Source organism: Aquipseudomonas alcaligenes NBRC 14159 (assembly GCF_000467105.1).
Lineage (GTDB): Bacteria > Pseudomonadota > Gammaproteobacteria > Pseudomonadales > Pseudomonadaceae > Aquipseudomonas > Aquipseudomonas alcaligenes.
Map to the genome: position 1 here is coordinate 58,324 of NZ_BATI01000024.1, position 26,987 is coordinate 85,310.

The following is a 26,987-nucleotide window of genomic DNA, read 5'->3' on the forward strand; positions in this document are numbered from 1 at the left end:
AGCAAAGCGTCTTGCGCTTAAGCGCCCTGCAATGCGCGCGGACGGGCGCTGCGCTGCTCGGCCTTGGGCGCCGGGGCCTTCTGCAGCTGGAAGTTGAATTCCAGGGTGGCGAAGCGGTTGCCCTCAAGGCCACGGTCGCGCGCGGCAGCGGCGTCCTCGACGAACTGGATATCGCCGACCAGGCCGTCGCGGGTGGCGTAGGCGAAGTCGTCCCACAGGTACTTCTCGCCGGCCAGGTTGATCTGGGTGGTCAGGTGACGGTGGCCCGGCGCGGAGATGAAGAAGTGGATATGCGCCGGGCGCTGGCCATGACGGCCGAGCAGGTCCAGGCATTCCTGGGTCGGGCCGTCCGGGGCGCAGCCGTAGCCACATGGCACGATGCTGCGGGCGCGGTAGCGGCCCTCGGCATCGGTGACGATGCGGCGGCGCAGGTTGTAGGCGCTCTGGCTCTTGTCGAAGTAGGAGTAGTTGCCCTGGGTGTTGGCATGCCACAGGTCGACCACCGCGCCGGCGACCGGCTGGCCGTCGGTGTCGCGCACCACGCCTTCGAGGAACATCACGGTGGCCTTGTCCAGCTCAGTGCCATCGTCCATCCGCGCTTCGCCTTCGCAGACCGGGGCGCCGGCGACGTACAGCGGGCCTTCGATGGTGCGCGGGGTGCCGCCGGTGAGGCCGACCTGAGCGTCCTTGGCATCCTGCAGCAGGTCGAGGAAGTGCTCAAGGCCCAGACCGGCCACCAGCAGGCCGGCTTCGTTGCGCCCGCCCAGGCGGTTGAGATAATCCACCGCCTTCCAAAATTCGTCGTCGCTGACCTCCAGGTCTTCGACGATCCTGGCGATGTCACTGATGATGCGCAGGGTGAGCTGCTTGAGGCGCGGGCTGCCCTGATCGTTGTTGAGGCCGCTGGCCTCCTTGAACAGTTTCTGGACTTCGGCGGTGTGGCTGACTTTGACGGTCATGATGATTTCCTCGCTTGTTGTTGTCGGGGCTTAGCGGTCGTCGCTATGAATCGACGAGGGATGGCGGCACAGGCCGTCGATTTCGATATCCATGTAGGGGAACAGCGGCAGCTGCAGCAGGGTGTCGTGCAGGGCCTCGACGCTTTCCACGTCGAACACGCTGTAGTTGGCGTAGTGCCCGGCGATGCGCCACAGGTGGCGCCACTTGCCTTCGCGCATCAGGCCCTGGGCCAGCGCCTTCTCGTCGGCCTTGAGCTGGGCGGCGCGCGCCGGGTCCATGTCGGCCGGCAGGCGGACGGTCATCTTCACGTGGAACAGCATGGGAACTTCCTCTCAGGTCACTCGCGGGCGAAGAACGCCAGGCGCTCTTCGTCCAGGGTCAGGCCGAGGCCGGGGGTGCGCGGCACCTGCAGGGCGAAGTCGCGGTAGACCGGCGCCTCGGTGACGATTTCTTCGGTCAGCAGCAGCGGGCCGAACAGCTCGGTACCCCAGGTCAGCTGGCGCAGGGTGACGAAGGCATGGGCCGAAGCCAGGGTGCCGATGGCGCCTTCGAGCATGGTCCCGCCATACAGGGCGATGCCGGCCGCTTCGGCGATCTGCGCGGTGCGCAGCACGGCGCGCGGGCCACCGTTCTTGGCGATCTTCAGGGCAAAGATGCTGGCCGCCCCATCAGCCGCCAGGCTAAAGGCGTCCTCGACGCTCTCGATGGATTCGTCGGCCATGATCGGCGCCGGGCTGCGCTGGTTCAGGCGCACCTGGCCGGCGCGGTTGATGCGCGAGATTGGCTGCTCGATAAGGTCGATACCGTTGTCGCCCAGTACCTGGCAGGCGCGGATGGCCTGGGACTCGTCCCAGTACTGGTTGACGTCGACGCGCACGCTGGCACGCTCGCCCAGGGCCTGCTTGATGGCGATGACGTGCTTGAGATCCTGGCTCACCGGGTTGGCGCCGATCTTCAGTTTGAAGATGCGGTGGCGGCGCAGATCGAGCATCTGCTCGGCCTCGGCGATGTCCTTGGCGGTGTCGCCGGAAGCCAGGGTCCAGGCCACTTCCAGGCTGTCGCGCACGCGGCCGCCGAGCAGCTCGCTGACCGCCAGGCCCAGGCGCTTGCCCTGAGCGTCGAGCAGCGCGCTTTCCAGGCCGGACTTGGCGAAGGTGTTGCCCTTGGCCGCCTTGTCCAGGCGCAGCATGCAGGCATTGATGTTGGCCGCGTCCTGACCGACCAGCAGCGGGCCGAGGTGGCTGTCGATGTTCTGCTTGATGCTCTCCGGGCTCTCGTTGCCATAGGCCAGGCCACCGATGGTGGTCGACTCGCCGATGCCTTCGAGGCCGTCGCTGCAACGCACGCGAATCACCACTAGGGTCTGCTGCTGCATGGTGTGCATCGCCAGCTTGTGCGGGCGGATGGTCGGCAGATCGACGATCACCGCCGACACGCTTTCGATCAGGACGTGGCTCATTTCAGGCTTCCAGTCAGAGGGTTAAAGGCTCAGGCCTTGGCCGCCGTCAGCACCGCGGACGCCGCCTGGCGCCGCTGGCCGCTGAGGGTGAACACCGCCATGGCCAGGGCAGCGATGGCACCTGGCACGGCGAAGGCGATGAAGTTCAGTTGCAGCGGCAGGTTGATGGCCATCAGCGCACCACCGAGCAACGGGCCGACGATGGCGCCGTTGCGGCCGATGCCGGAGGCCCAACCGAGGCCGGTGGAGCGGATCGACAGGCCATAGAACTGCGCGGCGCCGGCGTACAGCAGGATCTGCGTGCCGATGGTGGTGGCGCCGGCGATGAAGATCAGGCCGTACAGCAGCGGCGTCGGACTGTTGAAGCCGAGGAGGCTGATCGACACGGCGGCGGCAATGAAGAAACCGACCATGACCTTGCCCAGGTTGAAGCGATCGCCCAGCCAGCCGCCGACGATAGCCCCGGCCATGCCGCCGAAATTCAGCGCCAGCAGGAACGACAGGCTCGAACCCAGGCTGTAGCCGGCGCTGGCCATCAGCTTGGGCAGCCAGGAACTCAGCGCGTAGACCATCAGCAGGCAGCAGAAGAACGCCAGCCACAGACACAGGGTGCGTAGCGCGCGGCCGTCGCGGAACAGCTCGAACACGGCCACGCCCTGGCCTTGGCTGTCGCTCATGTGCAACTGGTCGGCCGCATCGATCAGCAGACCGGGCTCAACCTTCGCCAGTACCGCGCGGGCCGGCTCGTGACGGCCCTGGCGCACCAGGAAGCCAACCGACTCCGGCAGCTTCCACAGGATCAGCGGCAACAGCAGCAGCGGCACGGCGGCGGCGAAGAACATCGACTCCCAGCCGAAGCGCGGCAGCATGTAGATGCCCACGCCGGCGGCGAGCATGCCGCCCAGCGAGTAGCCGCTGAACATCACCGCCACCAGGGTGCTGCGCAGGCGCTTGGGCGCGTATTCGTTCATCAGCGCCACGGCGTTGGGCATCAGCCCGCCGCAGCCCAGGCCTGCGATGAAGCGGAAGATGCCGAACTCGGTCGGGCTGCTGGCGAAGCCGTTGAGGATGGTGGCGCTGGAGAACAGCACGAAGCAGATGGCGATGCCCTTCTTGCGCCCGATCTTGTCGGCCAGGGTGCCGAAACTCAGGGCGCCGAACATCATTCCGAACAGTGCATAGCTGCCCAGGGCACCGGCCTGCAGCGGGGTCAGATTCCACTCCTGCATGATCGCCGGCAGCACCACACCGAAGATGAACAGGTCGTAGCCGTCGAAGATCAGCAGCAGCGCGCAGAGCGCCATGACCATCCAGTGAAAGCGGCTGAAGCGCGCGTTGTCGATAACCTGGTGAACGTCTATCTGTCGCATGGCATCGGTTCTCTCTGTTGTTTTTGTTGTGAACGACTGTTGGGCTGGAAAGCGCGACCGGGCACTAGCCCAGATCGCCGCCGCCCACCGGCAGGGTCACGCCAGTGATGTAGGAGGCTTCGTCAGAGGCCAGGAAGAGGATCGCGCCGACCTGTTCGTCGATGGTTCCGTAGCGCTTCATCAGGCTGCTCTGCACGGTCTGGTCGACGATCTGCTGGTACCAGCCCTTCTCCTCGGCGCTCGGTTCGGCGGCGTTGCGCGGGATGCGCCGCGGCGGCGCCTCGGTGCCACCGGGGGCGGTGGCGTTGACCCGGATGCCGCGCTCGGCGGTCTCGAACGCCAGGCAGGCGGTCAGCGCGTTGACGCCGCCCTTGGCCGCGCCGTAGGGCACGCGGTTGACCCCGCGGGTGGCGATGGAGGAGACGTTGACGATGGCGCCAGCGCCCTGCGCCAGCATCTGCGGCAGCGCGGCGTGGCAACACCACAGGGTGGGGAACAGCGAGCGACGCACCTCGGCCTCGATCTGCGCGGTTTCGTAGTGCTCGAACGGCTTGGCCCAGATGGTGCCGCCGACGTTATTGATCAGGATGTCGAGGCGGCCGAAGCGCTCGACGGCAGAGCGCATCACGCCCTGGCAGTCGCCGGCCTGCTCCAGGTCGGCGGTCAGGGTCAGCACGTTGCCGCCCAGTTGCTCGGCAAGCTCGTGGACCAGCTCGGAGCGGTCCACCGCCACCAGTTGCGCGCCCTCCTCCAGCAGCCGCTCCGCGACGCGGCGGCCGATGCCCTGGGCGGCACCGGTGACCACGGCGACCTTGTCTTGGAAACGTTTCTTCATCATGCCCACCTCACTCGCTCACGCCGACGCGGCGAACTTCTCGTAGTAGAAATTGGCCGGGGCGATGCCCTGCTCGCGGATGAACTGGCTGACGGCCTCGACCATCGGCGGCGGGCCGCATAGATAGATGTCCACTTCGCCGTCGTTGAGGTGCCTGGGTTCGATGTGCTGGGTGACGTAGCCCTTATGCGGGTAGCTGCTTTCCGGGTTGGCCACGCAGGCGCTGTAGGTGAAGTTGGGAATGCGCGCGGCCAGGGCCTCGAGCTTGTCCATTTCCACCAGGTCGAAGTCGTTGGTCACGCCGTAGATCAGGTGCAACGGATGGCTGCTGCCCTGCTCGGCGATCTTCTCCAGCATCGCGGTGAACGGTGCCAGGCCTGTGCCGCCGGCCAGCAGCAGCAACGGCCGCTTGATCTCGCGCAGGTAGAAGCTGCCCAGCGGGCCGGCCAGGGTCATGCTGTCGCCGGCCTTGGCCAGGCCGGTGAGGAAGCTGCTCATCAGCCCACCCGGCACATTGCGGATCAGGAAGCTGACTTCGCCGTCCTTGGGCAGGCTGCTGAAGGAGTAGGCGCGGGTCTGCTCGCTGCCCGGAACCTTGAGGTTGACGTACTGCCCCGGCAGGAAGGCCAGCTGGCTCAGGGCCTCCCCCTTGATCGACAGGGCGATGGTGCTGTCGGAGAGCTTGCGCACCGCGCTGATGGCCGCCTCGAAGCTGGCCTGCTGGGTCTTGCACACTTGCGAGGAGGCCGGCACGCGGATCACGCAGTCGCTCTCGGCGCGCATCTGGCAGGTCAGCACATAGCCCTGCTCGGCCTCGGCCTGGCTCAGGGCGTCCTCGATATACTCCTCGCCGAGGTCGTACTGGCCGGCTTCGGCGAAGCACTTGCAGGCGCCGCAGGCACCGTCGCGGCAATCCAGGGGAATGTTGATGCCCTGGCGATAGGCGGCATCGGCGACGGTTTCGCCGACCTTGGCGTCGATGAAGCGGGTAACCCCATCTTCGAAATTAAGGGCGATCTTGTGGCTCATGGCGCACCTCGCAATGCGTTTTTCGGCGTGCAGCGGCCCGAGACGGGAGCGCAGCGCTCCCGCCGGCAACGCTGCCGCGGATTCAGATGTGGTAAACGTCGATGACCTGCCGCACGTAGTCGTTCTTCAGGACCACCTTCTTGGCCTTGATCAGCGGGTTCTCGCCGCGGGTATCGAGGGTGTAGAAACTGGTGCCGTAGAAGTGGTCGACGGTCTTGTAGCGAAAGCTCAGGGTGTGCCAGTTGAAGCGCACCTTGGTCAGCCCATCGCCCTGCTCGACGATCTCGATGTTGTTGATGTTGTGCGAGGTGCGGGTGTCCGGGATGGTCGCACTGGAGCGCTCGGTGCGGATGCGGAACACCCGGTCCTCCAGGCCGCTACGGTTGCCGTACCAGATCAGCGAGATCTCGGTCTGCGGGTTTTCCACCAGCTCGTCCTTGTCATCCCAGGCCGGCATCCAGAACTCGGCGTCCGGTGCATACAGCTCCAGCCACTCGTCCCACTGCTTGTCGTCCAGGTAGCGTGCCTCGCGGTAGAGGAAATCGCGCACGGCGTCATAGGTCAGACTCATTTACGCGCCCTCCACGTGGATCAGTTGCTCTTGCTGTTTTTTCAGAGCGGCGATCATCTGCTGCTGCCAGTAGTGGTGCTGCAGCACGAACAGGCCTTCGTCCTCAGTGCGCACGCCGCTCATCAGCGGGTGCAGGTCGATTTCCTTGGCCGACTCGTCGGCGCCGTCGACCCAGTGCTTGGCCCCGCGCGACATGTCGTTCCATTCCATGGCACGGCCGGCGAAGCCCTGCTGGCAGGCGCGGAACTCTTCCAGATCATCGGGGGTGGCCATGCCGGAGACGTTGAAGAAGTCTTCGTACTGGCGGATACGGCGGGCGCGGGCCTCGGCACTCTCGCCCTTGGGTGCGATGCAGTAGATGGTCACTTCGGTCTTGTCGACCGACAGCGGCCGGGCCACGCGCAGCTGCGAGCCGAACTGGTCCATCAGGTACAGGTTGGGGTACAGGCAGAGGTTGCGCGAATGGCCGATCATCCAGTCGGCGCGGGCCTCGCCGAACTCGGCGGCCAGGCGCTCGCGGTCGGCGAACAGCGGACGGTCCTCGGGGTTGTCCCAGCGCGTCCAGAGCAGCAGGTGGCCGTTCTCGAAGGAGTAGAAACCGCCGCCCTTCTTGCCCCAGCCGCCGGCGCTCATGGCGCGGATGTCGTCGCCGGCTTCTTTGAGCTTGCGCTGCTGCTGGGTGGCCGCGTAGTTCCAGTGCACGGCGGTGACGTGGTAGCCGTCGGCGCCGTTCTCGGCCTGCAGCTTCCAGTTGCCTTCATAGACATAGGTGCTGGAGCCACGCAGCACTTCCAGGCCCTCGCTGGACTGGTCGCAGATCATGTCGATGATCTTGCGTGACTCGCCGAGGAACTCCTCAAGCGGCGCCACGTCCTCGCGCAGGCTGCCGAACAGGAAGCCGCGGTAGGACTCGAAGCGGGCGACTTTCTTCAGGTCGTGGGAGCCGTCACAGTCGAAGCTGTCCGGGTAGCCGGCTTCCTTGGGGTCCTTGACCTTGAGCAGCTTGCCGCTGTTGTTGAAGGTCCAGCCATGGAACGGGCAGGTGTAGGTGGCCTTGTTGCCGCTCTTGAAGCGGCAGAGCATGGCGCCGCGGTGGCTGCAGGCGTTGATGAAGGCGTTGAGCTCACCCTCCTTGTTGCGCGCGATGAAGATCGGCTGGCGCCCCATGTGGGTGGTGTAGTAGTCGTTGTTCTGCGGGATCTGGCTTTCGTGGGCCAGGTACAGCCAGTTGCCTTCGAAGATGTGCTGCATCTCCAGGTCGAACAGGCGCGGGTCGGTGAACATCTCGCGCTTGCAGCGGAAAATGCCCTTTTCCTTGTCTTCTTGCAGCAGGCCGTTCAGGTAGTCGAGTCCCAGGTTCATCGCCATGGCTCCGTTGTTATTGTGTCAACGGTATGAAGGCTATGGCCTGGATTCGCCTGACAATATCCAGTTATTGCAGGACCTTTATCCGTTTCCTGCAGAAACCGACCAAGGTCGTAGACGCCAATGGATACGCGGCCTGCAGCTATTGCAGGAGGGCCCGGAACGGGTAGATGCAAGCAAGACGACGGCGCCCCGCACAGCCGCGAAGCAGCGGTGCGCAGGGCGCGCCCTGATCAGAGTTCGCGGCGGCGCAGGGTGTCGGAAGGCAGTTCGCCGAAGGTGCTCTTGTAGCTTTCGGAGAAGCGCCCCAGGTGCAGGAAGCCATAGTCCAGCGCCACCTCGGTGACATTGCGCACCTTGGTCGCCGGGTTGCTCAGGCAGGCATGCACCTTCTCCAGCTTGCGCTGACGGATGTAGTGCTTGGGCGTGGTGCCCAGGTGGCGGTCGAACAGCGAATAGAGCGCACGCGGGCTGATGTGGGCCAGCTTGGCCAGCTGTTCGAGACTGATGTCCTGCTTGAGATTGTCGTCGATGAACTGCACCAGGCGCTCGAACGAAGGGTTGCTCTCGGGCAGCTCCTGGCGGCTGACATTGCTGCTGAGCAGACCCAGCAGCTTGCTGGCGATGATGCGCGTGTAGTGATCGCGCACCAGCGGCAGCGACTGCTCGCTTTCCGCCTCCTCGCAGACCAGGCCGAGCAGGCCGACGAAGCCATCCAGCTGCTGCAACAGGTGACGATTGGCGAAACGAATGCCGCCAGACGGGGAATGCCAGCTGTTCTCGCTACAGGCTCTCTCGATCAGCTTGGCCGGCAGCTTGACGATGAACTTCTCGCAGTTGTCCGAGTAGGTCAGGTCGACCGGATCATCCGGGTTGATCAGCAACAGCTCGCCAGGGCTGAAGTAATGTTCCTCGCCGCGGCCACGCCACAGGCAGTGGCCTTCCAGCAGTATCTGCAGGTGGTAGATGGTTTCCAGGGCCGGAGAAGTGACCTGCACGCTGCCGCCATAGCTGATGCGGCACAGATCGACACTGCCGAAACTGCGGTGGCTCAGGTTTGCCGCCGGGTGGCCGGTTTGCGGCAGGCGAATGCAGTGCGAACCAACATGCTGGTTCACATAGTCGGACACCGCGTAGGGGTCGGCTCCGGCAAACAGCCGACTCTTCTCGTTCAGCAGACGAAACTCCATCACTCAAGGCACTCTTGTCATTGTTATTGTCGGGACGAGGTGCAACCCGTCTCGCTAGAGCATTGATACAGGTTAATCGCCCTTTGCCGCACATGGGCCGATAAGCGGTCGGGCGTTAAGGCCAGTCACCGCGCAGATTAGGTAATCCGGACGCATGCGCCTACCGCAGCGGGCGATAATCGCCCGCTTTCAGCACGCCCGCTCAGCCCCGAACAATTGGCTGCTGAGGTCACGGCTGGCTTCGAGCATCAACGGCAGGTAGCGCCGTTCGAGCTCGGCCAGCGAAACGCGGCTGGCATGGGTGCTGACATTCATCGCCGCCAGCACACGGCCGGCCGAGTCGCACACCGGTACCGCCAGTGACCGCAGGCCCTGCTCCAGTTCCTGATCGACGATGCACCAGCCCTGGCTGCGCACGCCCTGCAGGCACTCCCAGAGGGCTTCGCGGGTATGCAGGGTACGGCTGGTCTTGGCGATCAGCTCGGCATTGGCCAGGTAGTCCTGCAGCTGATCGTCGTCCAGCGCCGCCAGGAGAATCCTGCCCATGGAGGTGCAGTACGCCGGCAAGCGGCTGCCGACGCTGAGGTCCACCGAGATCAGCCGCTGGGGAATCGCCGAGCGAGCGATGTAGAGCACCTGCTCACCCTCCAGGGAGGCCAGGTTGCAGGCCTGGTGCAACTGCTCGCTGAGCCGGTCGAGAAAGGGTTGCGCCGCCACGGCTAGCGGCGTCGAAGAAAGGTAGGCGTGACCGAGTGTGAGGACCTTGGGCAGCAGCGAGTAGGTGTTGCCATCGGTGGTGGCGTAGCCCAGCTGCAGCAGGGTGTACAGGCAACGCCGCACCGCGGCGCGGGGAATCTCGGTGCGGTGGCTGATCTGCGCGATGGTCAGGTGCCGCTTGCGCTCCTGGAAGGCGCTGATGACAGCCAGCCCGCGCGCCAACGAAGTCATGAAGTTGGGGTCGCCGGCGTACTCCGCGATGCGCCTGGCCGGCGACACATAGGGCGGCGGCGCCAGCGGCGGGCGATCTTCGCTCAAGGGACCTCCAGGCAAAGCGGTGATGGCATCGTTTCGGCTAGTAAGCCGCAATCACCGAACTGCATACAAGAGAGACGTAAGACGCACCAAGCCCCCGATACGGCAATCGGAATCAACCTAGCCATCAGAGCAGCGCCACGCGGCGCAAACCACTGTAGAGAAAGCCGGCGGAGGCCGGCATTCCCAGGGCGCCCTTTCAGACTCAGGGCTTCAGCTGCCCCGCGGATATCCGTGACTCCCCTTCCTGCAACGCCTTCGCAAGGGTAGACAGCCGGGTATCCGGAATACTGGTTGGAAGCAAATCCACGCCAGCACTGACAAATACCTGGTTGTATGCATTACGCAGATCGGCGTAGGCCAAGTCGCGCCTCAGTTGAGCTTGCAGTGTGTTCAGCTCGCCCTGGATAAGCTCCAGCTCGCCGATGCTCTGGGTGCTATAGCGGTTGCGCAACTGTTGAGCGATCTGCCCGTCCAGATCGGCCAGTTGCTGGCTGGTCTGGTATTGCCGGCGGGCTTCGGCATAGTTGGCATTGGCTACATAGAGCTGCGCGAGGACAGCCATGGACATGGCCTGACGTCGTGCAATGGTAACGTCTTCACCGGCCTTGGCTACGTCGATGGCTGCTGGAGCAGAGAGCGCGTTGAACAGGTTCCATGTCACTTTTACGCCATAGTCGGCCCAACTCTGGTTAACCAGAAAGCTGTTGCTGTCAGAGTGGCCACCAGCGGAGAACTCCAGGCCCGGCAGCAGGCGCAACATGGCTTTGCGAGTTTCCGCAGCGCTGATACGCGCCTGGTAATCTTGCTCACGCAGTTCCGGCCGACTGGAGAGAGCTTGCTGTTCCAGCTGAGCGAAATCCACCTTCAGTTCCGGTACGCTGTAGTCGCTGCTGGCGGCCAGCTGGAAATCAGTGTTCAACGGCAAGTTGATCAGTGCAGCCAGCTCGGTTTTAGCCAGCGACAAGGCTCGCCGCTGCTCTTCCAACTGGCGGGTAGCCTCAATCAGGGCACGCTGGTAGCTGAGCGCCTGTACCGGGTCGCCGATACGCTGAGCACTCAGGTTGTGGCTGTCGTTGCGGGCCTTGTCGACACGGGCCATGAGGCTGTCGATCTGCTTGAGCAGGCGTTCGGCAGCCACGGCGCGCCAGTAGGCGGAGCGTACGTCCTGGGTGATGGTGTGGATGACCTTGCGGCGGCGCTCCTCGACGATCAGGCGCTGGTCGGCCTGCTGCTTGGCGCTGACGTAGCTGACGCCGAAGTCGAGCACGTTCCACACCAAGGTGAGGTCGGCGACGTTGCGGTCGCGGTCCTGGGAGGTGGACGGCTCCAGGGATTGGGAACCGGTCTCGATGCTGCGGCTGCTGGAGGCGCTGACGTTGTTGCGGCCGGCATAGCCGGCGGACAGCGCCATGCGCGGCAGCATGTCGAAGGTGGCCAGGTCCAGCTGACGCTCGGCCAGGGCATGTTCCATCACCTTCAGGCGCGCCTCGAGGTTGTACTTGATGGCGCGGGCCATGGCCTCGTTCAGGGTCAGGGGCCCGCTCAGGGGCTCCTGGTCCTTGAACATGCTGGAGAGGTCCGCCCGTGCGCGGGCCTCGCTCTCGCTGCGGTCGATGGGCTGGGTGGTCACGGCGCACCCGCTGATGGCCAAGGCCAGTAGGCTGGCGGTGAAGAGCTTGTAGGTCTGGTTCATGCTGGCGGCCGCCCCCTGGTACGGCACGGTGATTCCCTTTCTTGTCATGTCAGCCACGGGCGGTGGCCCCCGCCACCTGCCCGAGGGCCTGGGCCAACTCGCGCACGGGGCGCAGGTCGGCTTCTTTCATGGCGTGCAGTTGCTGGCCGAGGGTGGGGGCGCCAGTCAGGCCCCGCCCACTCTTGCCGGTGTCGCCACCGCGCCACTGCTTGCCGTCGAATACCTTCAGTTGCATGTCCTGCTGAGGCACATCCTTGCCGAACATGCTGGAGAAGCTGCTGGTGCCGAACACGCCACCATCCCCCCCGCCGAAGCCGAGGAAACCACGCCCGCCGCCGTCACTGGCGCTGCTGTCGCTGCTGGCGAAGACCTGAGCGATGTAGCTGGGCGCCAGGGCGTTCGGGTTGATGAAGATGTTGCCCACGGTCGGCACCCCGCTGCCCAGGGTCGGCTGCTCGAACAGCGGCGGCGGCAGCAACGGCGAGGTGGTGCTGGACGGCGGCAGACCGGGCACGTTGGGCTGGATCGGTGCGGTCGGCGTGGTCGGCACACTGGGCGTCGGGTTGGCGCGGAACTCGGGATCGCCCTCGACCCCGCCGAGCACGTAGCCCACGGTGGCGAAGTTGTTCGACATGGCGTTGCCGGCATTGTCGGTGATGCCGCTGCCGGCAGCCGCCAGGGACAGCCCCAGGGTGCCCTGGCCAGTGACGCCGCTGACGGTGACGCGGTAGGTGCGCGCATCCACCTGCACAAGCGAAAGCAGGGTGCCGCTGGCGTTGCCGCTGGTGGCCAGGGCGAAGTCGGCCAGGTCGACGCCGCTGACATCCTCGCTGAAGGTCACGGTGAAGCTGAGGGTGGTGTCACGGGTCGGCGAGGTGCCATCGAGAGCGATATTGGTGACCTGCGGTACGGCAGTATCCACCAGCACGCCAGCGGTGGAGCCCACGTTGTTGAGCACGGTCTGGGCGGCGTTGCCGGCCCCGTCACGCAAGGTCGCGCCGTTGGCATCGAGGCTGGCACCCACGGCGATGCCGTTGCTGTCCTGCTGACCATTGGCGACGGTGAGGCGGAACACCAGGGCGGTGCCGCCCGAGCCGCTGACATAGTTGGCGTAGACGGTGCCGCCGGTATCCAGGGTGATGGCCAGTCGCGGGGTACCACCGCTGGTGTCGACGGTCACGGCTTCGTCGAAGATCACCGTGAAGTCGAGGGTGTTGCCGGCCACATAGGTGCCGTTGGCCGGCACGCCGACAGAGGTAACGGTCGGAGCACGGCTGTCGATGGCGTAGTTGTTGGAGTCGGTGGTGCCGGTGCCGGTGTTGCCGGCGGCATCGGTGTAGCCGGTGTTGTCCAGGGTGATCAGGTTGGTCGGGTCGGTGACGTTATTGCTCGGCGTCAGGGTCGCCGTCCAAGTGATGCCGCCGTCGTTGCTGCTGAGCCCGCTCAGGCTGCCGTTGGCCACGCTGAAGTCAGCCGTGGTCAGCCCGGTCACCGCCTCGCTGAAGGTGATGGTGACGGTGGTGCCCTGCCCGGCCTTCAGTGCCGTGTCGGTGACCACGATGGTGGCGGTCGGGCGCTGGGTATCGATGGCGTAGTTGTTGGAGTCGGTGGTGCCGACGCCGGCGTTGCCAGCCGTGTCCTGAACGCCGGTGTTGTCCAGGGTGACCAGGTTGGTGGTGTCGGTGACGTTGGTGCTGGGCGTCAGGGTCGCCGTCCAGGTGATGTTGTCCGACGTGGTCAGGTTGCTCAGGCTGCCATTGGCCACGCTAAAGTCCGCCGTGGTCAGCCCGGTCACCGCCTCGCTGAAGGTGATGGTGACGGTGGTGGTCTGGCCGGCCTTCAGGGCGGTGTCGGTGACCACGATGGAGGCCGTCGGGCGCTGGGTGTCGACGGCGTAGTTGACCGAATCGGTGGTGCCGGCTCCGGTGTTGCCGGCAGCGTCGATGTAACCCGAGTTGTCCAGGGTGATGACGTTGGTGGCATCGCTGACATTGGCACTCGGCATGAAGGTCGCCGTCCAGGTCAGGCCGCCATCGCTGGTACTGAGCCCGCTCAGGCTGCCGTTGGCCACGCTGAAGTCAGCAATGTCCAGGTCTGTCACGGCACGGTTGAAGCTGATGGTCACCGTGGTGGTCTCACCGATGGACAAAGCCATGTCAGCCACCGTGATCGTGGCCGTCGGACGCACACTGTCGATGGCGTAGTTGTTGGAATTGGTGGTGCCGCTGCCGGTGTTGCCGGCGGCATCGGTGTAGCCGGTGTTGTCCAGGGTGATCAGGTTGGTCGGGTCGGTGACGTTATTGCTCGGCGTCAGGGTCGCCGTCCAGGTGATGCCGCCGTCGTTGCTGCTGAGCCCGCTCAGGCTGCCGTTGGCCACGCTGAAGTCAGCCGTGGTCAGCCCGCTCACCACCTCGCTGAAGGTGATGGTGGCGGTGGTGCCCTGCCCGGCCTTCAGCGCGGTGTCGGTGACCACGATGGTGGCCGTCGGGCGCTGGGTGTCGATGGCGTAGTTGTTGGAGTCGGTGGTGCCGCTGCCGGCATTGCCGGCGACATCGGTGTAGCCGGTGTTGTCCAGGGTGATCAGGTTAGTGGTGTCGGTGAGGTTGCTGCTGGGCGTCAGGGTCGCCGTCCAGGTGATGCCGCCGTCACTGGAGCTGAGGCCGCTCAGGGTGCCGTTGGCCACGCTGAAGTCAGCCGTGGTCAGCCCGCTCACCGCCTCGTTGAAGATGATGGTGACCGTGGTGGTCTGGCCGGCCTTCAGCGCAGTGTCGGTGACCACGACGGTGGCCGTCGGGCGCTGGGTATCGATGGCGTAGTTGTTGGAGTCGGTGGTGCCGCTGCCGACGTTGCCCGCCAGGTCCATCACCCCGGTGTTGTTCAAGGTGATGATGTTGGTGGCGTCGCTGACATTGGCGTCCGGGGTGAAGGTGGCGGTCCAAGTCAGGCCGCCATCGCTGCTGCTCAGGCCGCTGAGGGTACCGTTGGCCACGCTGAAGTCGGCGACATCCAGCCCGACCACCCGCTCTGCGAAGGTGATGGTGACGGTGGCGGTCTCGCCGATGCGCAGGGCCGTGTCGCTGAGGTTGATGCTGGTGGCGGTCGGGCGCACGCCGTCCACCACCAGGGCCTTGTTGGCGCCCAGGGAACCGGCGGCGCCGGGGGCTGCCAGGGTGAGGATGGCGTTCTGGTTGGCGCCGTCCTTGATGGTGCCGCCATTCAGGCTCAGGGCCGAGGTGGAGGTGTAGTCGAGGTCGGCGGAGCTGTCGCCGGCCTGCACGGTGTAGCTGAAGCTCAGGGTGTCGGTGCCCGAGCCAGACACGTAGTTGAGCACCCGATCGGTGGCGCCGGTCTCCAGGGTCAGGGTCGGGGTGCCGGTCACGTTCACCGCGCCGTCGAACTGCACGGTGACGGTGATGACGTCGCCGATCTTGTAGGTGCCGTTGGCGGTGCTGGACGAGACGCTGGTGACGGTCGGGGCGATGGGCGCGGTGAGGGTCAGGTCGTTGCCGCTGCCACCGACATAGCTGGTGGTCAGCTCGGCGCCATTGCCGGCCGCGTTGATCTTGGTGCCCTCGGTAACACCACTGAAGGTGCCGACCACGGCATCGGCGGCGTCGTTGACGATCACGGTGTAGCTGTCGCCGCTGCCGGCCGCGTAGCCGTGGGTGACAGCCAGGGTGGCGCCGGAGACGTCGACGTTGCCGTTGACCACCACCCGGTCGTAACCGGTGCCGGCGGTGGCGCCGTTGATGTCCAGGGCCAGGGTGCTGCCCGAGTTCAGGGTCAGGTTGCCGTTGACGGTCAGGGTGGCAACGCCCGTGCCGCCCGGGGAGAGGGTGCCGCCGCTCTGCACGGTGACATCGCCGCCCAGGGTACCGCTGCCGGCCAAGGTCGCGCCGCTGGCCACGGTGGCGGCGCTGTTGGTGCTGCCGTCGACCACCAGGGTGCCCGCCGCCACAGTGGTGGTCCCGCTGTTGGTGTTGCTGCCGGAGAGGGTCAGGTTGCTGGCGCCGGTCTTGGTCAGGCTGCCGGTGCCGCCGATGGTGCCGGAGAGAGTGGCCGCGGCCCCTGCGTTGACGGTGACCAGGCCGGTCAGCGCCAGGGCGTTGTCGATGGTGGTGCTGCCGGTGATCTGCAGCGTGGTGCCGTTGGCCAGGTTGAGCGCACCGGCGCCGAGGTTGGCGTCGCTGGCGATGCTCAGGGTGCCGGCGTTGACGGTGGTGCTGCCGGTGAAGGTGTTGCTGCCGGTCAGGGTCAGGGTGCTGGCGCCGGATTTGGTCAGGTTGTTGCTGCCACTGATGACGCCGGAGAGCGTGGTGTCGGCACCGGTGTTGACCGTGGCGTTGCCGCCCAGGGCAATGGCGTTGTCGATGGTGGTGGCGCCGGTCACTGCCAGGGTCGAGCCACCGGCCAGGGTAACGGTGCCGCTGCCTAGGTTGCTGTCGCTGGCGCCGCTGAGGGTGCCGGCACTGACGGTGGTGGCGCCATAGGTGTTGGTGCCGGAGAGGGTCAGGGTCGAAGCCCCGGCCTTGGTCAGGGTGAACGCACCGCTGATCACCCCGGACAGGGTGACGTTGGCTGCTGCGCTGACCGCGGCGTCGCCGCCGAGAACGATGGCGTTGTCGACGGTGGTGGCACCGGTGAGGGCCAGGGTAGTGCCGGCGGCAAGGTTGACCGCGCCCGAGCCCAGGTTGCCGTCGCTGCTCACACTCAGGGTGCCGGCATTCACGTAGGTGGCGCCGTAGCTGTTGCTGCCGGACAGGGTCAGGGTGCCGCTGCCGGTCTTCGTCAGGTCGTAGGCACCGCTGATGGCGCCGCTGAGGGTCACGGCGTTGCCGTTGTCGAGGGTGCTGTTGCCGGTGAGGGTGATGGCATTGTCGATGGTGCTGGCGCCCGAGACATTGAGCACGGTGCCATCCGCCAGGTTGACCGCGCCGCTGCCCAGGTTGCCGTCACCGGCGATCGACAGGGCGCCCGCGGCGACGGTGGTGGTGCCGCCATAGGTGTTGCTGCCGGACAGGTTCAGGATGCCGCTGCCCTGCTTGACCAGCGAGCCGGTGCCGGAGATCACCCCGGCGACGGTGGTGGAGGTGTTGTCCCCCCCGGCGGTGAGGGTGTAGCTGCCCAGCTGGATGCTGGCGCTGACGTTGTTGCTCGCCAGGCTGCCGATGGTCTGGTTCGAGAGCAGCGTCAGGACGCTGTTGCCGTTGACCCGCACGACGTTGTTGTCGGCCATGGAGGCGTCGCCACTGAGCTTCAGCCAGCCGTAGTTGGCCAGCAGGGTGGCACCGGTGTAGGTGTTGGTGCCGGAAAGCGTGGTCGAGTAGGTGGCGGAACCGCTCTGGGTGAAGGTGACCCCACCGGTGCCGCTGATGGCGCCGGAGAAGGTGGTGTCCGCCGTCTGGGTGCTGGTTAGGTTGAAGCTGCCCAGGGTCACCGAGCCGGCGCCGGAGAGGTTGCCGAAGGCTTCGTTGCCCGCCAAGGCCAGGGTGGCGCCTGCGGCGACGGAAACGTTGGTCGCGGTGGCAAGCGCATCCCCGCCGCTGACCGTCAGGGTGCCCGCACTGATGGTGGTGGCGCCGGAGTAGGTGTTGCCGGCGCCGGCGAGGGTCAGGTTGCCGGCCCCGGCCTTGGTCAGCGCACCGCTGCCGGCAACGATACTGTTGATGGCCGCCGTATCGCCGGCGCCATGGGTGAAGGTCTGCGTGGTGCCACCGCCCAGGGTGATGGTGCCGCCGGTGAGCACCAGGCCGCTGGCCTGGTCAATGTCGAAGGTCAGGCTTTCGTTGATCGACACGGTGTTGAGGTTCAGCGTCTGCCCGGCCAGGCTGCTGGCGAAGATGATGGTCTGGCTGCCGGTGCTGTCGTTCGCGGCGATGGCCACGGCCTCGCTGAAGCTCACGCCGTTGCTGGGGTCGATGGTCGCGGTGTCGGTGGCGTTGGTGACGTAGATGGTATCGCTGGCCACGGTGACATTGGCAGTGGCACTTGCCCCGGCACCGTCATTGAGGGTGACCGCGACGTTGGCATCGCCGGCCGGCGTGTCGTTGCGGTAGGTGATTCGCTGCGCCACGTCGTTGACCAGTGCCGTGGTGGCGGTGGTGCCACTGCTGGTGAAGGTGATGGTCAGCACGCCGCCGGTGTTGGTGAAGGTGGCGAAGGTCAGCCCGTTCGCTTGCAGGTTGCTGCCGCTGACGGTGAACAGCGCGCCGGCGGTGTCAAAACCCAGCACGTCGCTGCTCACCGCCGTGCCGGCGCGCTGGATCACCAGGCTGGCACCGGACCAATCGCCGTTGCCGCCGTTCAGTGCCCCCCGCTCGGCATCGGCCAGGCTGGCGTTGCTGCCCACGTCGAGGCGCACGGTATTGCCCACGTTGCCCCAGGCGACGCTGTCACCGTTGAGGTTGCCGATAGTGGGCGCGGCGTTGGAGGTCCACGCGGGGTCCGTGGTACCACCGTTGGTAACGAAGGTCTCATTGCCGGAGTTGCCGCCCGAACCGGGGCTGCCAGCAGGCTGCCCGTTCTGGTTACCACCACCGTTGCCGCCACCCCCATAGTTGTTGGAGCTGGTCACCGTGCTGCTCTCGTAGCGCAGGGTGCCGCGGTTCCAAATCCCCCCCACGCCCACACCGCCATTGGCCGCCGGATTGGTATAGCTGCTGCCGCCGCCACCACCACCGGCCCCCAGGTTGTTGGTGATGCTGGTGGAGGACATGTAGACCGTGGCGCCCGTACCAATGTACATGCCCCCCACGGCATTGCCGCCCCTGCCGCCACCGGGTCCGCCGGAGGCCCCTACACCAGCGCCGCCCCCCCCGATATACCCCGTGGCGGCACTCCCGGCGCGACCGCCGTTGCCACCCGTCGCCAGGCCAGGAACACCTGTACCACCGGCCCCGCCGACGCTGCTGCCCCCCTTGCCCGCCTGGGCGGCATAGCTGTTGTAGCCACCAATCCCGCCGGTGCCACCACTCCCGGCGCTGCCCGTTATATTGGTACCACCGCCGGACTGCCTGTAGGCACCGCCATGGCCCCCGCCTACGCCGGCAAAGCCACCGCCACCGCCACCGCCATAGCCATAGACACCGAGCCCCTGGTTCGATCCGCCACCGTTGCCGCCGCCGCCGGCGGCCTTGTTGGCGGTGATCGCCGAGTTCCTCAGGGTCAAGACCCCACCGGTCACGCTGATGCCACCACCCAGGGCGTCTCCGCCTATCAGGCCGTTGTAGGAACCCCCATCGCCGGACACCAGCCCCTTGGTGATCACCAGGCCGTCCAGGGTCACGTTGCCGGCGGTCATGTTGAACACCCGGCTGGTGTGGTTGGCGTCGATGGTCACGTCGGCGGTGCCGTTGTTGTCCAGGTCACCGTCGATGATCAGGTTCTTGTTGAGGAGCAACTGCCCACTGGCGAGACCGACCGTCATGCTCGACTGGAAGGTGATGGTGTCTCCCCCCAGGGCCGAAGCGATGGCGTTCCTGAGGGTGCCGGCCCCTGTGTCGGCGTTGCTGGTGACGGTGATGGTTGCCAGGTCGTGGCCATAGGCGGCGGTACTGGCACTGCTCAGCGCCGAGGTGGCCTCGATGGTTCCGGTGGTGATCTCCAGGGTCCAGTCGCCCCGGCTGCCGGTGCGGTCATCGGAGGCCGCCACGTCACGCCCGGTGAGGGACGCCAGGGACTCGACGAACGTACGCCCCGTTTCACCGCCTGCGGTGTTGCAGGCGTAGATGAGGATGTCACCGCCGGCCTTGATGCCCGAGCCCACCTGGGCCAGGGACTGGCTGTAGTTCGCCAGGGTGTTCTGGTTGAGGTAGCTGGTGCCCAGCCACAGGTCGCCCTCGTTGCCATGGGCAATGATCTGGATCGAGTCCTGCCCGCCGTGCTGGCTGAGGTAGTCGGCCATCTGCTTGACGCCGTCCTTGGTCGCATCGAGGTAGACGATCTTGGCATCCGGGCTCACACCCTGCAGCAGCTTGACGGCATCCGAGACCCGCGAATCCACGAACACCACCGTGCTCCCGTGCTCGCTGGAGGTGGGCGCGGCGGCGGTGGCTGGCGTGGTGTCATGAGGCTGCGCGGCGTCAGTGGGAGCCGCATGGCTCTCGGCCGTGGCGGCGACCTCCTGGGTCGTGGCCGCGACCGCGCCGTCGAACATCATCCGCTGTTCCAGCGCCATCGCCAGGGCAGGCGGGTATGCACCAGTGGCCAGGTTTGCCGACGGCAGCTCACGGGCTTCCGGCTTGCCGTTCTTGTTCGATTTAGTCCACCACATGGCAAATACCTCTGGGCACTGATTTCACTGAATCGCAGCGGGTTGTTGGAGCGGGGAGGCGTCCGCGACGGCGCGTCCCCCTGTATTGCGGATGACATTGGCGCGGCTGTTGCGCCCGTCTTCCCAGAAACTCAGGCTGGCGTACTGCTCGAACAGGTCCGGCGGCAGGATGCTCTGGCGCTGTTCGATGGACACCTTCGGTCGGACCTTGTGCAGCCCCTTCAGGCCCAGGGCCTCGTCGAACTCGGGCGCGTCGTACTCGATGTGTTCGAAGTCATGCTCGAACCACGGCTCCCCGAGGAACTCGTAGACCAGGCGCAGGATCTTCTCCGGTGCCCGGGCCAGCAGGTCGTAGTCGACGATCAACAGCGAATCGGCCTGCTCGCTGTAATACGCCTCCTTCAGCGCCGCCCAGGCGAACCCCACCAGGCGGTTGCGCTGGGCCAGGGTCTCGACCCGGCTGTAGACGTTGTTGCGCTCGGCGTCATCGTTGAACAGCTTGGTGTTCTCGTAGGGGTTGGCGCGGTACAGGCGCTCGATGCTGTCCATCACCCAGGCCACGTTGCGCACGCAGGCGATGACCTTGGCACGGGGGAACAGGTCCTGGATGGCCGGCAGCTTGGAGGTCCACAGGCGGTTGGTGTCGAAGACCACCTGCTTGTCGGCCTGGTCGGCGTAGTAGCTGTCGAACAGCCCTTGCAACAGGCGCCGACGCTGCGCCTGCTGGATCACCGGGCCGAACTCGCTGCCGGCACTGAACTGGTTCAGCATCCCGGAGAACAGAGCCCCGATCGGGCTGGTCATGCCGGCATGGAAGCGCGGGTTCTGCCGCAACAGTGCCGCCAGCAGCGTGGACCCCGAGCGTGGCAGCCCCGAGATGAAGTGATAGGCGGGGGATGGATGGATCATGGTCTGCGTGTACGTTTGCCTATTGGTGGGTCAGTGATCCGATATGAAGGACACCGGTAACGCAAGGTACCGATGGCACACATATCTTATGTTTGTGAGGGGAAGCTATCGTCCAACATGATGATGCAACTTGCCCCGAGGATCAGATCGAATAAACGCTGACTGATTGCGAAAAAACTGCGCTAACGCCTTGATACGGAGGGATTTTCCCAAATGAATCAGCGCCCTCACCCTGCTCAAGCAAATCACTACCATTGCAGGAGAACAACGCATCATGGGTAAGTAGAGCTGGCCAACCGTCAAGCAACCTCGCAAATCTGCCTGTTCGAAGTTGGTCCGACCGACCTCCTCAATGGCGAACTGTTCAGCATAGAGAGAACTCACCCGGTAATATCCGACACGGTTTTCGAACCGCCGACCAGATAAAAGCTCGCAGGCCTGACGGGCGCAAAAGAGCTTCGGTTTAAAAGCACTCCCCGTTGATGCTACCAAGTGAAGACTCAAGGTCTGGAAAGACATACGGCATGCATCCATGCTGGCCCCGAGAGCAAAATCTATAACAGATGTTACAGCTCCGGAGCATATACGAGACTCTCAACAAGACACCACCGATAATCGTCACGCACCAGCCGCTGAAATGAATGTGACGAGACATTCACAACTGGCGAACCAACACATTGGAGTCAGCGTGGCCACTTGCCATACAAAGCTCAACTAGCGACATTTAGTTTGCTTCATCGTCGGCGGTAAAGATCTGCGCTAGCAGCGAGTAAAGCGACCATATGTTCGCGTCTTTACTCGGCACCAAACCTACAGGGCTACCAAAAGGCACCTCTAGTCACAGCGACATTTCGAGCACAGGTAACAGATCGAAGCATTAAGGTACGTCTGGTGTAACACTACATAGAAGCGCTCTTGCTCTACATCCTGACCTAAAAGCCGCTTTCTCTCACAGCCAATGCAGCAAGACGACGCAAAGCTGAACCCAGCACTGACTGTCGCCTACCCTCCAGCACCACAACCCCGCGCACAGGCTGGTCGGCGGCTGGCTGGTCATTCAGCAGGCTGAGGCGCACGCCGTACTGGGCATGGACCGGCTCGGCGCGTTGCTGGGCATTGCGTCGCACGGCCACCTGGCCGTGGTGGTCGGAGGCCAAGCTCTCCAATTCCAGGAAGGCGACGCCGGTGGTGTCCACCTCGTCCAGGCGCACCGGCAGGGCCGGCCGCGCCGGGTCGTCGGCGATGAAGCGGCCTTCGGTGCCCGGCGCGACCCGCCAGAGGTTCTCCTCGGCCAGGTAGCCACGCAGGCGCAACCCGGGGGCGATCACCCGAGCCAGGGGCTCACCGCTGTGCAGCCAGCGGCCCACTATCAGGTCCGGCGGCAGGTCGCGCACCACGCCTGCCAGGGACGCGCGCAATTGAAGGCGCTCGCGCTTGGCGGCCAGGCCGCGGTATTCGGCCACGGCCTCGGCCAACTGCTGCTCGATCACCCCTGTGTCGGCGGCGGTCTCGCTGCGCCCGGACTGGCGTCGCAATTGCAACTGGAGGATGTCGATCTCGCGGCGGACGATGCCCTGGCGCGCGTCCAGGTCAGGGGACTCCAGCTCCACCAGCAGAGCGCCCTGCTCCACCGTGTCGCCGTCCTTCACCCGCACCGCCTTGACCCGTGCACCTATCGGTGCGTGCAGAGTGCCGGTGCGCGCGGCCTCCAACATGGCCGGCACCTCTACGGCGTTACGCCAGGGCACCAGCAACGCCAGCAGCACCAGCCCCAGGGCCGAGCCGGTGAGCAGCACCTTGCGTGGGTCGGCCTGGTCGCGGCGTTGCCACCACTCGCCGAACTCCTTCCAGATCGGCAGGCCGATGAACCACACCAGCTCCACCAGCATCAGGAAGATGCCCAGCACCTTGAAGAACAGGTGATACACCGTCAGCGCGATACCAAAGAACAGCGCCGCACGCCAGATCCAGGCCCCGTAGCCCCACACCAGTAGACGCCGGCGCATAGCCTCGGGCCAGGGCTCGGGGGCCGGCTCGGCGTAGCCGAACAGCGCCTCGCGCAGTCGCCAGCGGCATAGGGCGAAGGCGCGGTTCTGTAGGTTCTCCACTTCCCACAGGTCGCTGAGCAGGAAGTAGCCGTCGAAGCGCATGAAGGGGTTGAGGTTGATCGCCAAGGTGGTGATCCAGGTGGCGCTGGAGAGCATGAAGGCCGCGGTGCGCAATGGCCCGTCCGGCAGCAACGACCAGGCCAGCAGCGCCAGCACCGCCAGCACCAGCTCGGCCAGCACCCCACCGGCGCCGATCAGCAGCCGCGAGCGGCGGTCCTGCACCCGCCAGGCGTCACTGACGTCGGTGTAGAACATCGGCAGCAGCACCATGAAGGCCAGCCCCATGCTCTGCACTCGGCAGCCGGCGCGTTTGGCCATGAAGGCGTGGCCAAACTCGTGGCAGAGCTTGGCAAAGGTCAGCGCGATGCCGAAGGCCAGGGCGCCACCCAGACTGAACAGGTGCGGGAAGGTGGCCAGGTAGCGCTCCCAGTCCCTCGCCACCAGGAACAACCCGAACAACAGGATCACCGGCAGCCCACACCGCAGCAGCCAGGGCCCGTTGCGTTCCAGCACCGGCCAGGCACGATTGAGGAAGCGGTCCGGCCGCCACAGCGGGATGCGGAAGAATAGGTACTGGTGTAGCACCTGCTGCCACAGGCTGCGCCGCGTGCTGGCGCGCTTGAGGCTGTAGCTGGCGCGCTGCTCCGGGTCGAGGGCGGCGATCAGGTCGTGCCCGCGCAGGAAGCGCAGCATCTGCTCCAACTCACCGGCCCCGAGTGGCGCGCCCGGCTCGGCGTTGGCTGCTGCCAGCACCGCGCGGGGATCACCCAGAGACCAGTGGCGCAGCAAGCGCACGGCCGCCGCACCGAGCTTGAAATAGCGGCCGCGCAGCGGGTCGGCCAGGGTCCATTGCGGGGCGCCCTGGCGGGTTGGCGCAGCGGCGGACAGCTGCAAGTCGGAACGCAGGGCCGGCAGCATCACAACCCCAGATTCTGGCGCAGCGCCGCCAGGGGCCGGCGCAGCAGATAATAGGCCAGCGGCGCACGGGCGCCGAACAGCTTGGCGGTGCCGCGCAGACCGATGCGCGGCGGGGCGTCGGCGAAGGCCGCGTCGAGGCGGTAGGCAAGTTGCCCGGCGGCGGTGGCCTGGGCCTCGTAGGCGGCACGCTCCAGGCGCGCGTCGTGCCGGTTGAGCGGGTCGCTGTCGAGGAACAGCGCCACCTCAGCGCCGGGCTCCAGGGCGATGGCATCGCCCACCGGCAGCTCGATGCGCAGTTCGGCCTGGGCCGGGTCGGCGATCTGCATCAGTCGCTCGCCGGTCTGCACCGGCTTGCCGGTGAGGCGCTCGGCATCGGCGAACACGGCGATACCGGCGCGCTCGGCACGGACTTCGCTGCGGGCCAGCAACTGCCTGGCGTAGTCGCGCTCGGCGCGCTTCTGCTCCACGCGGGCAGCCAGCAGGTCGATGCGCGCGCTGGACTCGGCATCGGCGAAGGCGCGCTGGCTGTTGGCTTTCAGCTCCGCCTCGGCCACCCCCAGGGCGCGTTCGGCGACATCGGCCTGGGCCTTGAGGGTGGTGGCGTCGAAGAGTACCAGCAGGTCACCGGCGGCGACGCTCTGGTTGGGCTTGACGAGGAATTGGGCGATTACCCCGTCCAGCGGCGCGGCCACCACACGGCCGCCCTGGGGCACCACTTCGGCGGGTGCCAGCACCGACTGGCGCACCGGCACCAGCAGCACCAGGGCCAGCGCGGCGGCCAGCGCCAGGAGCTTCTTCTTCGGCCAGCGCAGGCGCCAGGGCTTGCGCGGCTGCAGGGCCAGCCAGGCGTGACCATAGGTGCCGCCCAGTTGTACCAACAGAGCCTGCTCGGCCTCGCTCCAGGGGGTGTCGCGGGCGATCCACAGGCCGCCGAACACGGCGCCCTGGCGGTCCTTCAGCGGCAGCCAGAAGGCGTGGGGCGCGGACAGCGACTGCCAGTCGTCGCGGCTGCTCTCGTCCAGCGCGGCCGGGTCGACCATGCAGGGCTCGCCCAGCAGGCCAATGGCTAGGCGCGGCCCCGCCGCCCGTTCGACGAAGGCGACGAAGGGGGCATTAGGCTCTACCACGCTGATGCCGGTTAGGGCACGGACCTTGCCGGCAATCAACAGTGCCGCATGGCGGTAGCCGAACAGACCCTGGCCGTCGTTGACCATGGCGAAGGCCAGTTGCTCTGTCGTAGCGGCCTGTCGGGCCTGGGCCTGTAGGCTGAGGAAGACCGCGAAGACACGCTCAGCAAAACCGGGCACCGGTGCGTTCATCGCGCCTCCGGGAAGCGCGCACTACCGCTCATGCCGGCCACCAGGCCCTGTGCACCCTCGGGCAGTCCACCGATCAGCAGCAGCGTCTGGCTGCCTTCGTCGATGCGCGCGCCCAGGCGCTTGACCTCTGCCTTGAGCGGCGTGCCAGTCTCGTCGGGGATGAACTCGAAGGGCTGGCCCGGCTTGAGGGCACCGATCCAGCGCGAGGGCACCAGCAGGTGGATCTCCAGGGTGCGGTTGTCCACCACCTCCAGCAGCGGCGCGCCGCCGGGCACGCTCTCATGGGGCTGCACGCGGCGGTTGACCACCTGGCCGTCGTAGGGGGCCTTCACCTGGCAGCGCTGCACCTGCACCTGGTAGACCTGGGCCTCGGCCTGGGATTGCGCCTGGCGCGCCTCTGCCAGGGCCACCTCGAAGCGGCCGACGGAGTTGAGCGCGGCCAGTTGCTGCTTGTTCTTCAGCTCCTCGCGGGCAGCACGACTTGCAGCGTTCGCGGCGTTGAGCTGTGCCTGATAGGCACTGCAGTCGAAACGAACCAAAACATCACCCTTGGCGAAGCGCTGAGCTTCAGCAAACGGCATGTCAACGATGCGCCCGGCAAGTTCACTGGACAAAACCGCCTGATCACGGGCCTTCAAAACACCTCGGATCTGGCGTGTTTCTGAATGATTTTCCGACACAACGAGAGGGTCAAGCAGAGCCTCTTGAGCATAGAGCCCTTGACTGTGCATCGTAGCGATTGAACCAAGTACCAAGCCGAAAACGTAAAGCCGCATCGTACATCCTTGTTTACCAGAGCCACAGTGCGAAGCAAAACCACCTTCAACAGCGAAGGTAGGACAACTATATAATGCCCAAAACTCCATGCTTCGTGTGCTACTAAAGGCACTTGTAGAAGCCAAAACGGCACCCTGATGAGCGCTTTCACTATAAATCAACGAGCTGTAGCAAGACGTTTCTCCGTCGCCCCGATGATGGATTGGACCGACCGCCATTGCCGCTTCTTCCTGCGCCAGTTGTCCAGCCGCGCCCTGCTCTACACAGAGATGGTCACCACCGGCGCCCTGCTGCATGGCGATACCCAGCGCTTCCTGCGCTACCACGATTGCGAACACCCGCTGGCCTTGCAGCTGGGCGGCAGCAACCCGGCGGATCTGGCTGCATGCGCGCGCCTGGCGCAGGCGCATGGCTATGACGAGGTCAACCTAAACGTCGGCTGCCCCAGCGACCGGGTGCAGAACAACATGATCGGCGCCTGCCTGATGGGCCATCCGCAGCTGGTGGCCGATTGCGTCAGGGCCATGCGCGATGCGGTGGACATCCCGGTCACGGTCAAGCACCGCATCGGCATCAACGGCCGCGACAGCTACGCCGAGCTGTGCGAATTCGTCGGCACCGTGCGCGAGGCTGGCTGCACCAGCTTCACCGTGCACGCGCGCATCGCCATTCTCGAAGGACTGTCGCCCAAGGAGAACCGCGAGATCCCGCCGTTGCGCTACGAGGTCGCCGCGCAGCTCAAGCAGGACTTCCCGGACCTGGAGATCATCCTCAACGGCGGCATCAAGACGCTCGAAGAGTGCCAGCAGCACCTGCAGACCTTCGACGGCGTGATGCTTGGCCGCGAGGCCTACCACAATCCCTATCTGCTGGCGCAGGTCGACCAGCAGCTATTCGGCCTGGACCGCCCGGTGATCAGCCGCGCCGAGGCACTGACGCGCATGCGCCCCTATATCGAGCGACACCTCGCCGAGGGCGGCGCCATGCACCACATCACCCGCCATGTGCTGGGCCTGGCCCAGGGCTTTCCGGGAGCGCGGCGCTTCCGCCAGTTGCTCTCGGTGGACGTGCACAAGACCTCCGACCCCCTGGCCCTGCTCGACCAAGCCATCGAACTGCTCGCCGGCCACTGAAACGGTCATTCCAGCGCGCGTGGCAGCGCTTCTCTCCCCCAGCA

At 65.8% G+C, this 26,987-nt stretch carries 17 protein-coding genes; 1 reads left to right on the forward strand and 16 read right to left on the reverse strand.

All coding sequences use genetic code 11. The features are described from left to right. Positions 1-17 precede the first annotated feature (17 nt). From catA to PA6_RS13970, 16 genes are all read right to left on the reverse strand, one after another. Positions 18-959: a catechol 1,2-dioxygenase gene (gene catA / locus PA6_RS13895; protein WP_021701563.1), complete on the reverse strand. Its 942-nt coding sequence runs from the start codon at positions 957-959 to the stop codon at positions 18-20. A 30-nt stretch (positions 960-989) separates the two neighbouring features. Beyond that, on the reverse strand, positions 990-1,280 hold the full coding sequence (catC, locus tag PA6_RS13900; protein ID WP_021701564.1) for a muconolactone Delta-isomerase: 291 nt from the start codon (positions 1,278-1,280) through the stop codon (positions 990-992). Positions 1,281-1,297: 17 nt separating this feature from the next. Further along, on the reverse strand, positions 1,298-2,419 hold the full coding sequence (locus tag PA6_RS13905; RefSeq protein WP_021701565.1) for a muconate cycloisomerase family protein: 1,122 nt from the start codon (positions 2,417-2,419) through the stop codon (positions 1,298-1,300). A 29-nt stretch (positions 2,420-2,448) separates the two neighbouring features. Beyond that, positions 2,449-3,789, reverse strand: coding sequence for an MFS transporter (locus tag PA6_RS13910; RefSeq protein WP_021701566.1), 1,341 nt, complete (start codon positions 3,787-3,789; stop codon positions 2,449-2,451). Positions 3,790-3,853: 64 nt separating this feature from the next. Then, positions 3,854-4,624 (reverse strand): 1,6-dihydroxycyclohexa-2,4-diene-1-carboxylate dehydrogenase, encoded by a 771-nt coding sequence (locus tag PA6_RS13915; protein ID WP_043216725.1) that lies wholly within the window; start codon positions 4,622-4,624, stop codon positions 3,854-3,856. Positions 4,625-4,642: 18 nt separating this feature from the next. After that, positions 4,643-5,653 (reverse strand): benzoate 1,2-dioxygenase electron transfer component BenC, encoded by a 1,011-nt coding sequence (gene benC / locus PA6_RS13920; RefSeq protein WP_021701568.1) that lies wholly within the window; start codon positions 5,651-5,653, stop codon positions 4,643-4,645. A gap of 82 nt (positions 5,654-5,735) precedes the next feature. Further along, on the reverse strand, positions 5,736-6,224 hold the full coding sequence (gene benB, locus PA6_RS13925) for a benzoate 1,2-dioxygenase small subunit (protein ID WP_021701569.1): 489 nt from the start codon (positions 6,222-6,224) through the stop codon (positions 5,736-5,738). After that, on the reverse strand, positions 6,225-7,586 hold the full coding sequence (gene benA, locus PA6_RS13930; protein WP_021701570.1) for a benzoate 1,2-dioxygenase large subunit: 1,362 nt from the start codon (positions 7,584-7,586) through the stop codon (positions 6,225-6,227). It abuts the gene before it with no gap. Positions 7,587-7,822: 236 nt separating this feature from the next. Next, positions 7,823-8,779 carry an AraC family transcriptional regulator gene (locus PA6_RS13935; protein WP_021701571.1) on the reverse strand — a complete coding sequence of 319 codons (957 nt, stop codon included), beginning with the start codon at positions 8,777-8,779 and terminating at the stop codon, positions 7,823-7,825. Positions 8,780-8,968: 189 nt separating this feature from the next. Continuing rightward, on the reverse strand, positions 8,969-9,814 hold the full coding sequence (locus PA6_RS13940; RefSeq protein WP_021701572.1) for an IclR family transcriptional regulator domain-containing protein: 846 nt from the start codon (positions 9,812-9,814) through the stop codon (positions 8,969-8,971). A 202-nt stretch (positions 9,815-10,016) separates the two neighbouring features. Then, positions 10,017-11,507 (reverse strand): TolC family protein, encoded by a 1,491-nt coding sequence (locus PA6_RS13945; protein ID WP_043216712.1) that lies wholly within the window; start codon positions 11,505-11,507, stop codon positions 10,017-10,019. A 49-nt stretch (positions 11,508-11,556) separates the two neighbouring features. After that, positions 11,557-19,779: an Ig-like domain-containing protein gene (locus PA6_RS13950; protein WP_021701574.1), complete on the reverse strand. Its 8,223-nt coding sequence runs from the start codon at positions 19,777-19,779 to the stop codon at positions 11,557-11,559. A 24-nt stretch (positions 19,780-19,803) separates the two neighbouring features. After that, a complete protein-coding gene (locus PA6_RS13955; protein WP_021701575.1) occupies positions 19,804-20,688 on the reverse strand; it encodes a sulfotransferase family protein in 885 nt (294 codons plus the stop codon). A 932-nt stretch (positions 20,689-21,620) separates the two neighbouring features. Next, on the reverse strand, positions 21,621-23,717 hold the full coding sequence (locus PA6_RS13960) for an efflux RND transporter periplasmic adaptor subunit (RefSeq protein ID WP_172491636.1): 2,097 nt from the start codon (positions 23,715-23,717) through the stop codon (positions 21,621-21,623). Further along, positions 23,714-25,033: an efflux RND transporter periplasmic adaptor subunit gene (locus PA6_RS13965; protein WP_021701577.1), complete on the reverse strand. Its 1,320-nt coding sequence runs from the start codon at positions 25,031-25,033 to the stop codon at positions 23,714-23,716. Before PA6_RS13965 ends, PA6_RS13960 begins: the two co-directional genes overlap by 4 nt. Next, a complete protein-coding gene (locus tag PA6_RS13970) occupies positions 25,030-25,764 on the reverse strand; it encodes an efflux RND transporter periplasmic adaptor subunit (RefSeq protein ID WP_370453119.1) in 735 nt (244 codons plus the stop codon). Before PA6_RS13970 ends, PA6_RS13965 begins: the two co-directional genes overlap by 4 nt. A 183-nt stretch (positions 25,765-25,947) precedes the next feature. Between PA6_RS13970 and dusA the strand changes: the two genes are divergently transcribed. After that, the gene (gene dusA / locus PA6_RS13975) at positions 25,948-26,943 is read left to right on the forward strand and encodes a tRNA dihydrouridine(20/20a) synthase DusA (protein ID WP_081693987.1); all 996 of its coding nucleotides are present in this window, start codon (positions 25,948-25,950) and stop codon (positions 26,941-26,943) included. The last annotated feature ends 44 nt before the right edge of the window (positions 26,944-26,987 follow it).

Excerpts from the sequence above, each read along its gene's own strand:
- dusA (WP_081693987.1), top strand. The coding sequence starts at position 25,948 with ATGAGCGCTTTCACTATAAATCAACGAGCTGTAGCAAGACGTTTCTCC.
- benA (WP_021701570.1), bottom strand. The coding sequence starts at position 7,586 with ATGAACCTGGGACTCGACTACCTGAACGGCCTGCTGCAAGAAGACAAG.
- benB (WP_021701569.1), bottom strand. The coding sequence starts at position 6,224 with ATGAGTCTGACCTATGACGCCGTGCGCGATTTCCTCTACCGCGAGGCA.
- PA6_RS13935 (WP_021701571.1), bottom strand. The coding sequence starts at position 8,779 with ATGGAGTTTCGTCTGCTGAACGAGAAGAGTCGGCTGTTTGCCGGAGCC.
- PA6_RS13945 (WP_043216712.1), bottom strand. The coding sequence starts at position 11,507 with ATGAACCAGACCTACAAGCTCTTCACCGCCAGCCTACTGGCCTTGGCC.
- PA6_RS13955 (WP_021701575.1), bottom strand. The coding sequence starts at position 20,688 with ATGATCCATCCATCCCCCGCCTATCACTTCATCTCGGGGCTGCCACGC.
- PA6_RS13910 (WP_021701566.1), bottom strand. The coding sequence starts at position 3,789 with ATGCGACAGATAGACGTTCACCAGGTTATCGACAACGCGCGCTTCAGC.
- catA (WP_021701563.1), bottom strand. The coding sequence starts at position 959 with ATGACCGTCAAAGTCAGCCACACCGCCGAAGTCCAGAAACTGTTCAAG.
- PA6_RS13915 (WP_043216725.1), bottom strand. The coding sequence starts at position 4,624 with ATGAAGAAACGTTTCCAAGACAAGGTCGCCGTGGTCACCGGTGCCGCC.
- PA6_RS13905 (WP_021701565.1), bottom strand. The coding sequence starts at position 2,419 with ATGAGCCACGTCCTGATCGAAAGCGTGTCGGCGGTGATCGTCGATCTG.
- PA6_RS13950 (WP_021701574.1), bottom strand. The coding sequence starts at position 19,779 with ATGTGGTGGACTAAATCGAACAAGAACGGCAAGCCGGAAGCCCGTGAG.
- PA6_RS13970 (WP_370453119.1), bottom strand. The coding sequence starts at position 25,764 with ATGCACAGTCAAGGGCTCTATGCTCAAGAGGCTCTGCTTGACCCTCTC.
- benC (WP_021701568.1), bottom strand. The coding sequence starts at position 5,653 with ATGAGCCACAAGATCGCCCTTAATTTCGAAGATGGGGTTACCCGCTTC.
- PA6_RS13965 (WP_021701577.1), bottom strand. The coding sequence starts at position 25,033 with ATGAACGCACCGGTGCCCGGTTTTGCTGAGCGTGTCTTCGCGGTCTTC.
- catC (WP_021701564.1), bottom strand. The coding sequence starts at position 1,280 with ATGCTGTTCCACGTGAAGATGACCGTCCGCCTGCCGGCCGACATGGAC.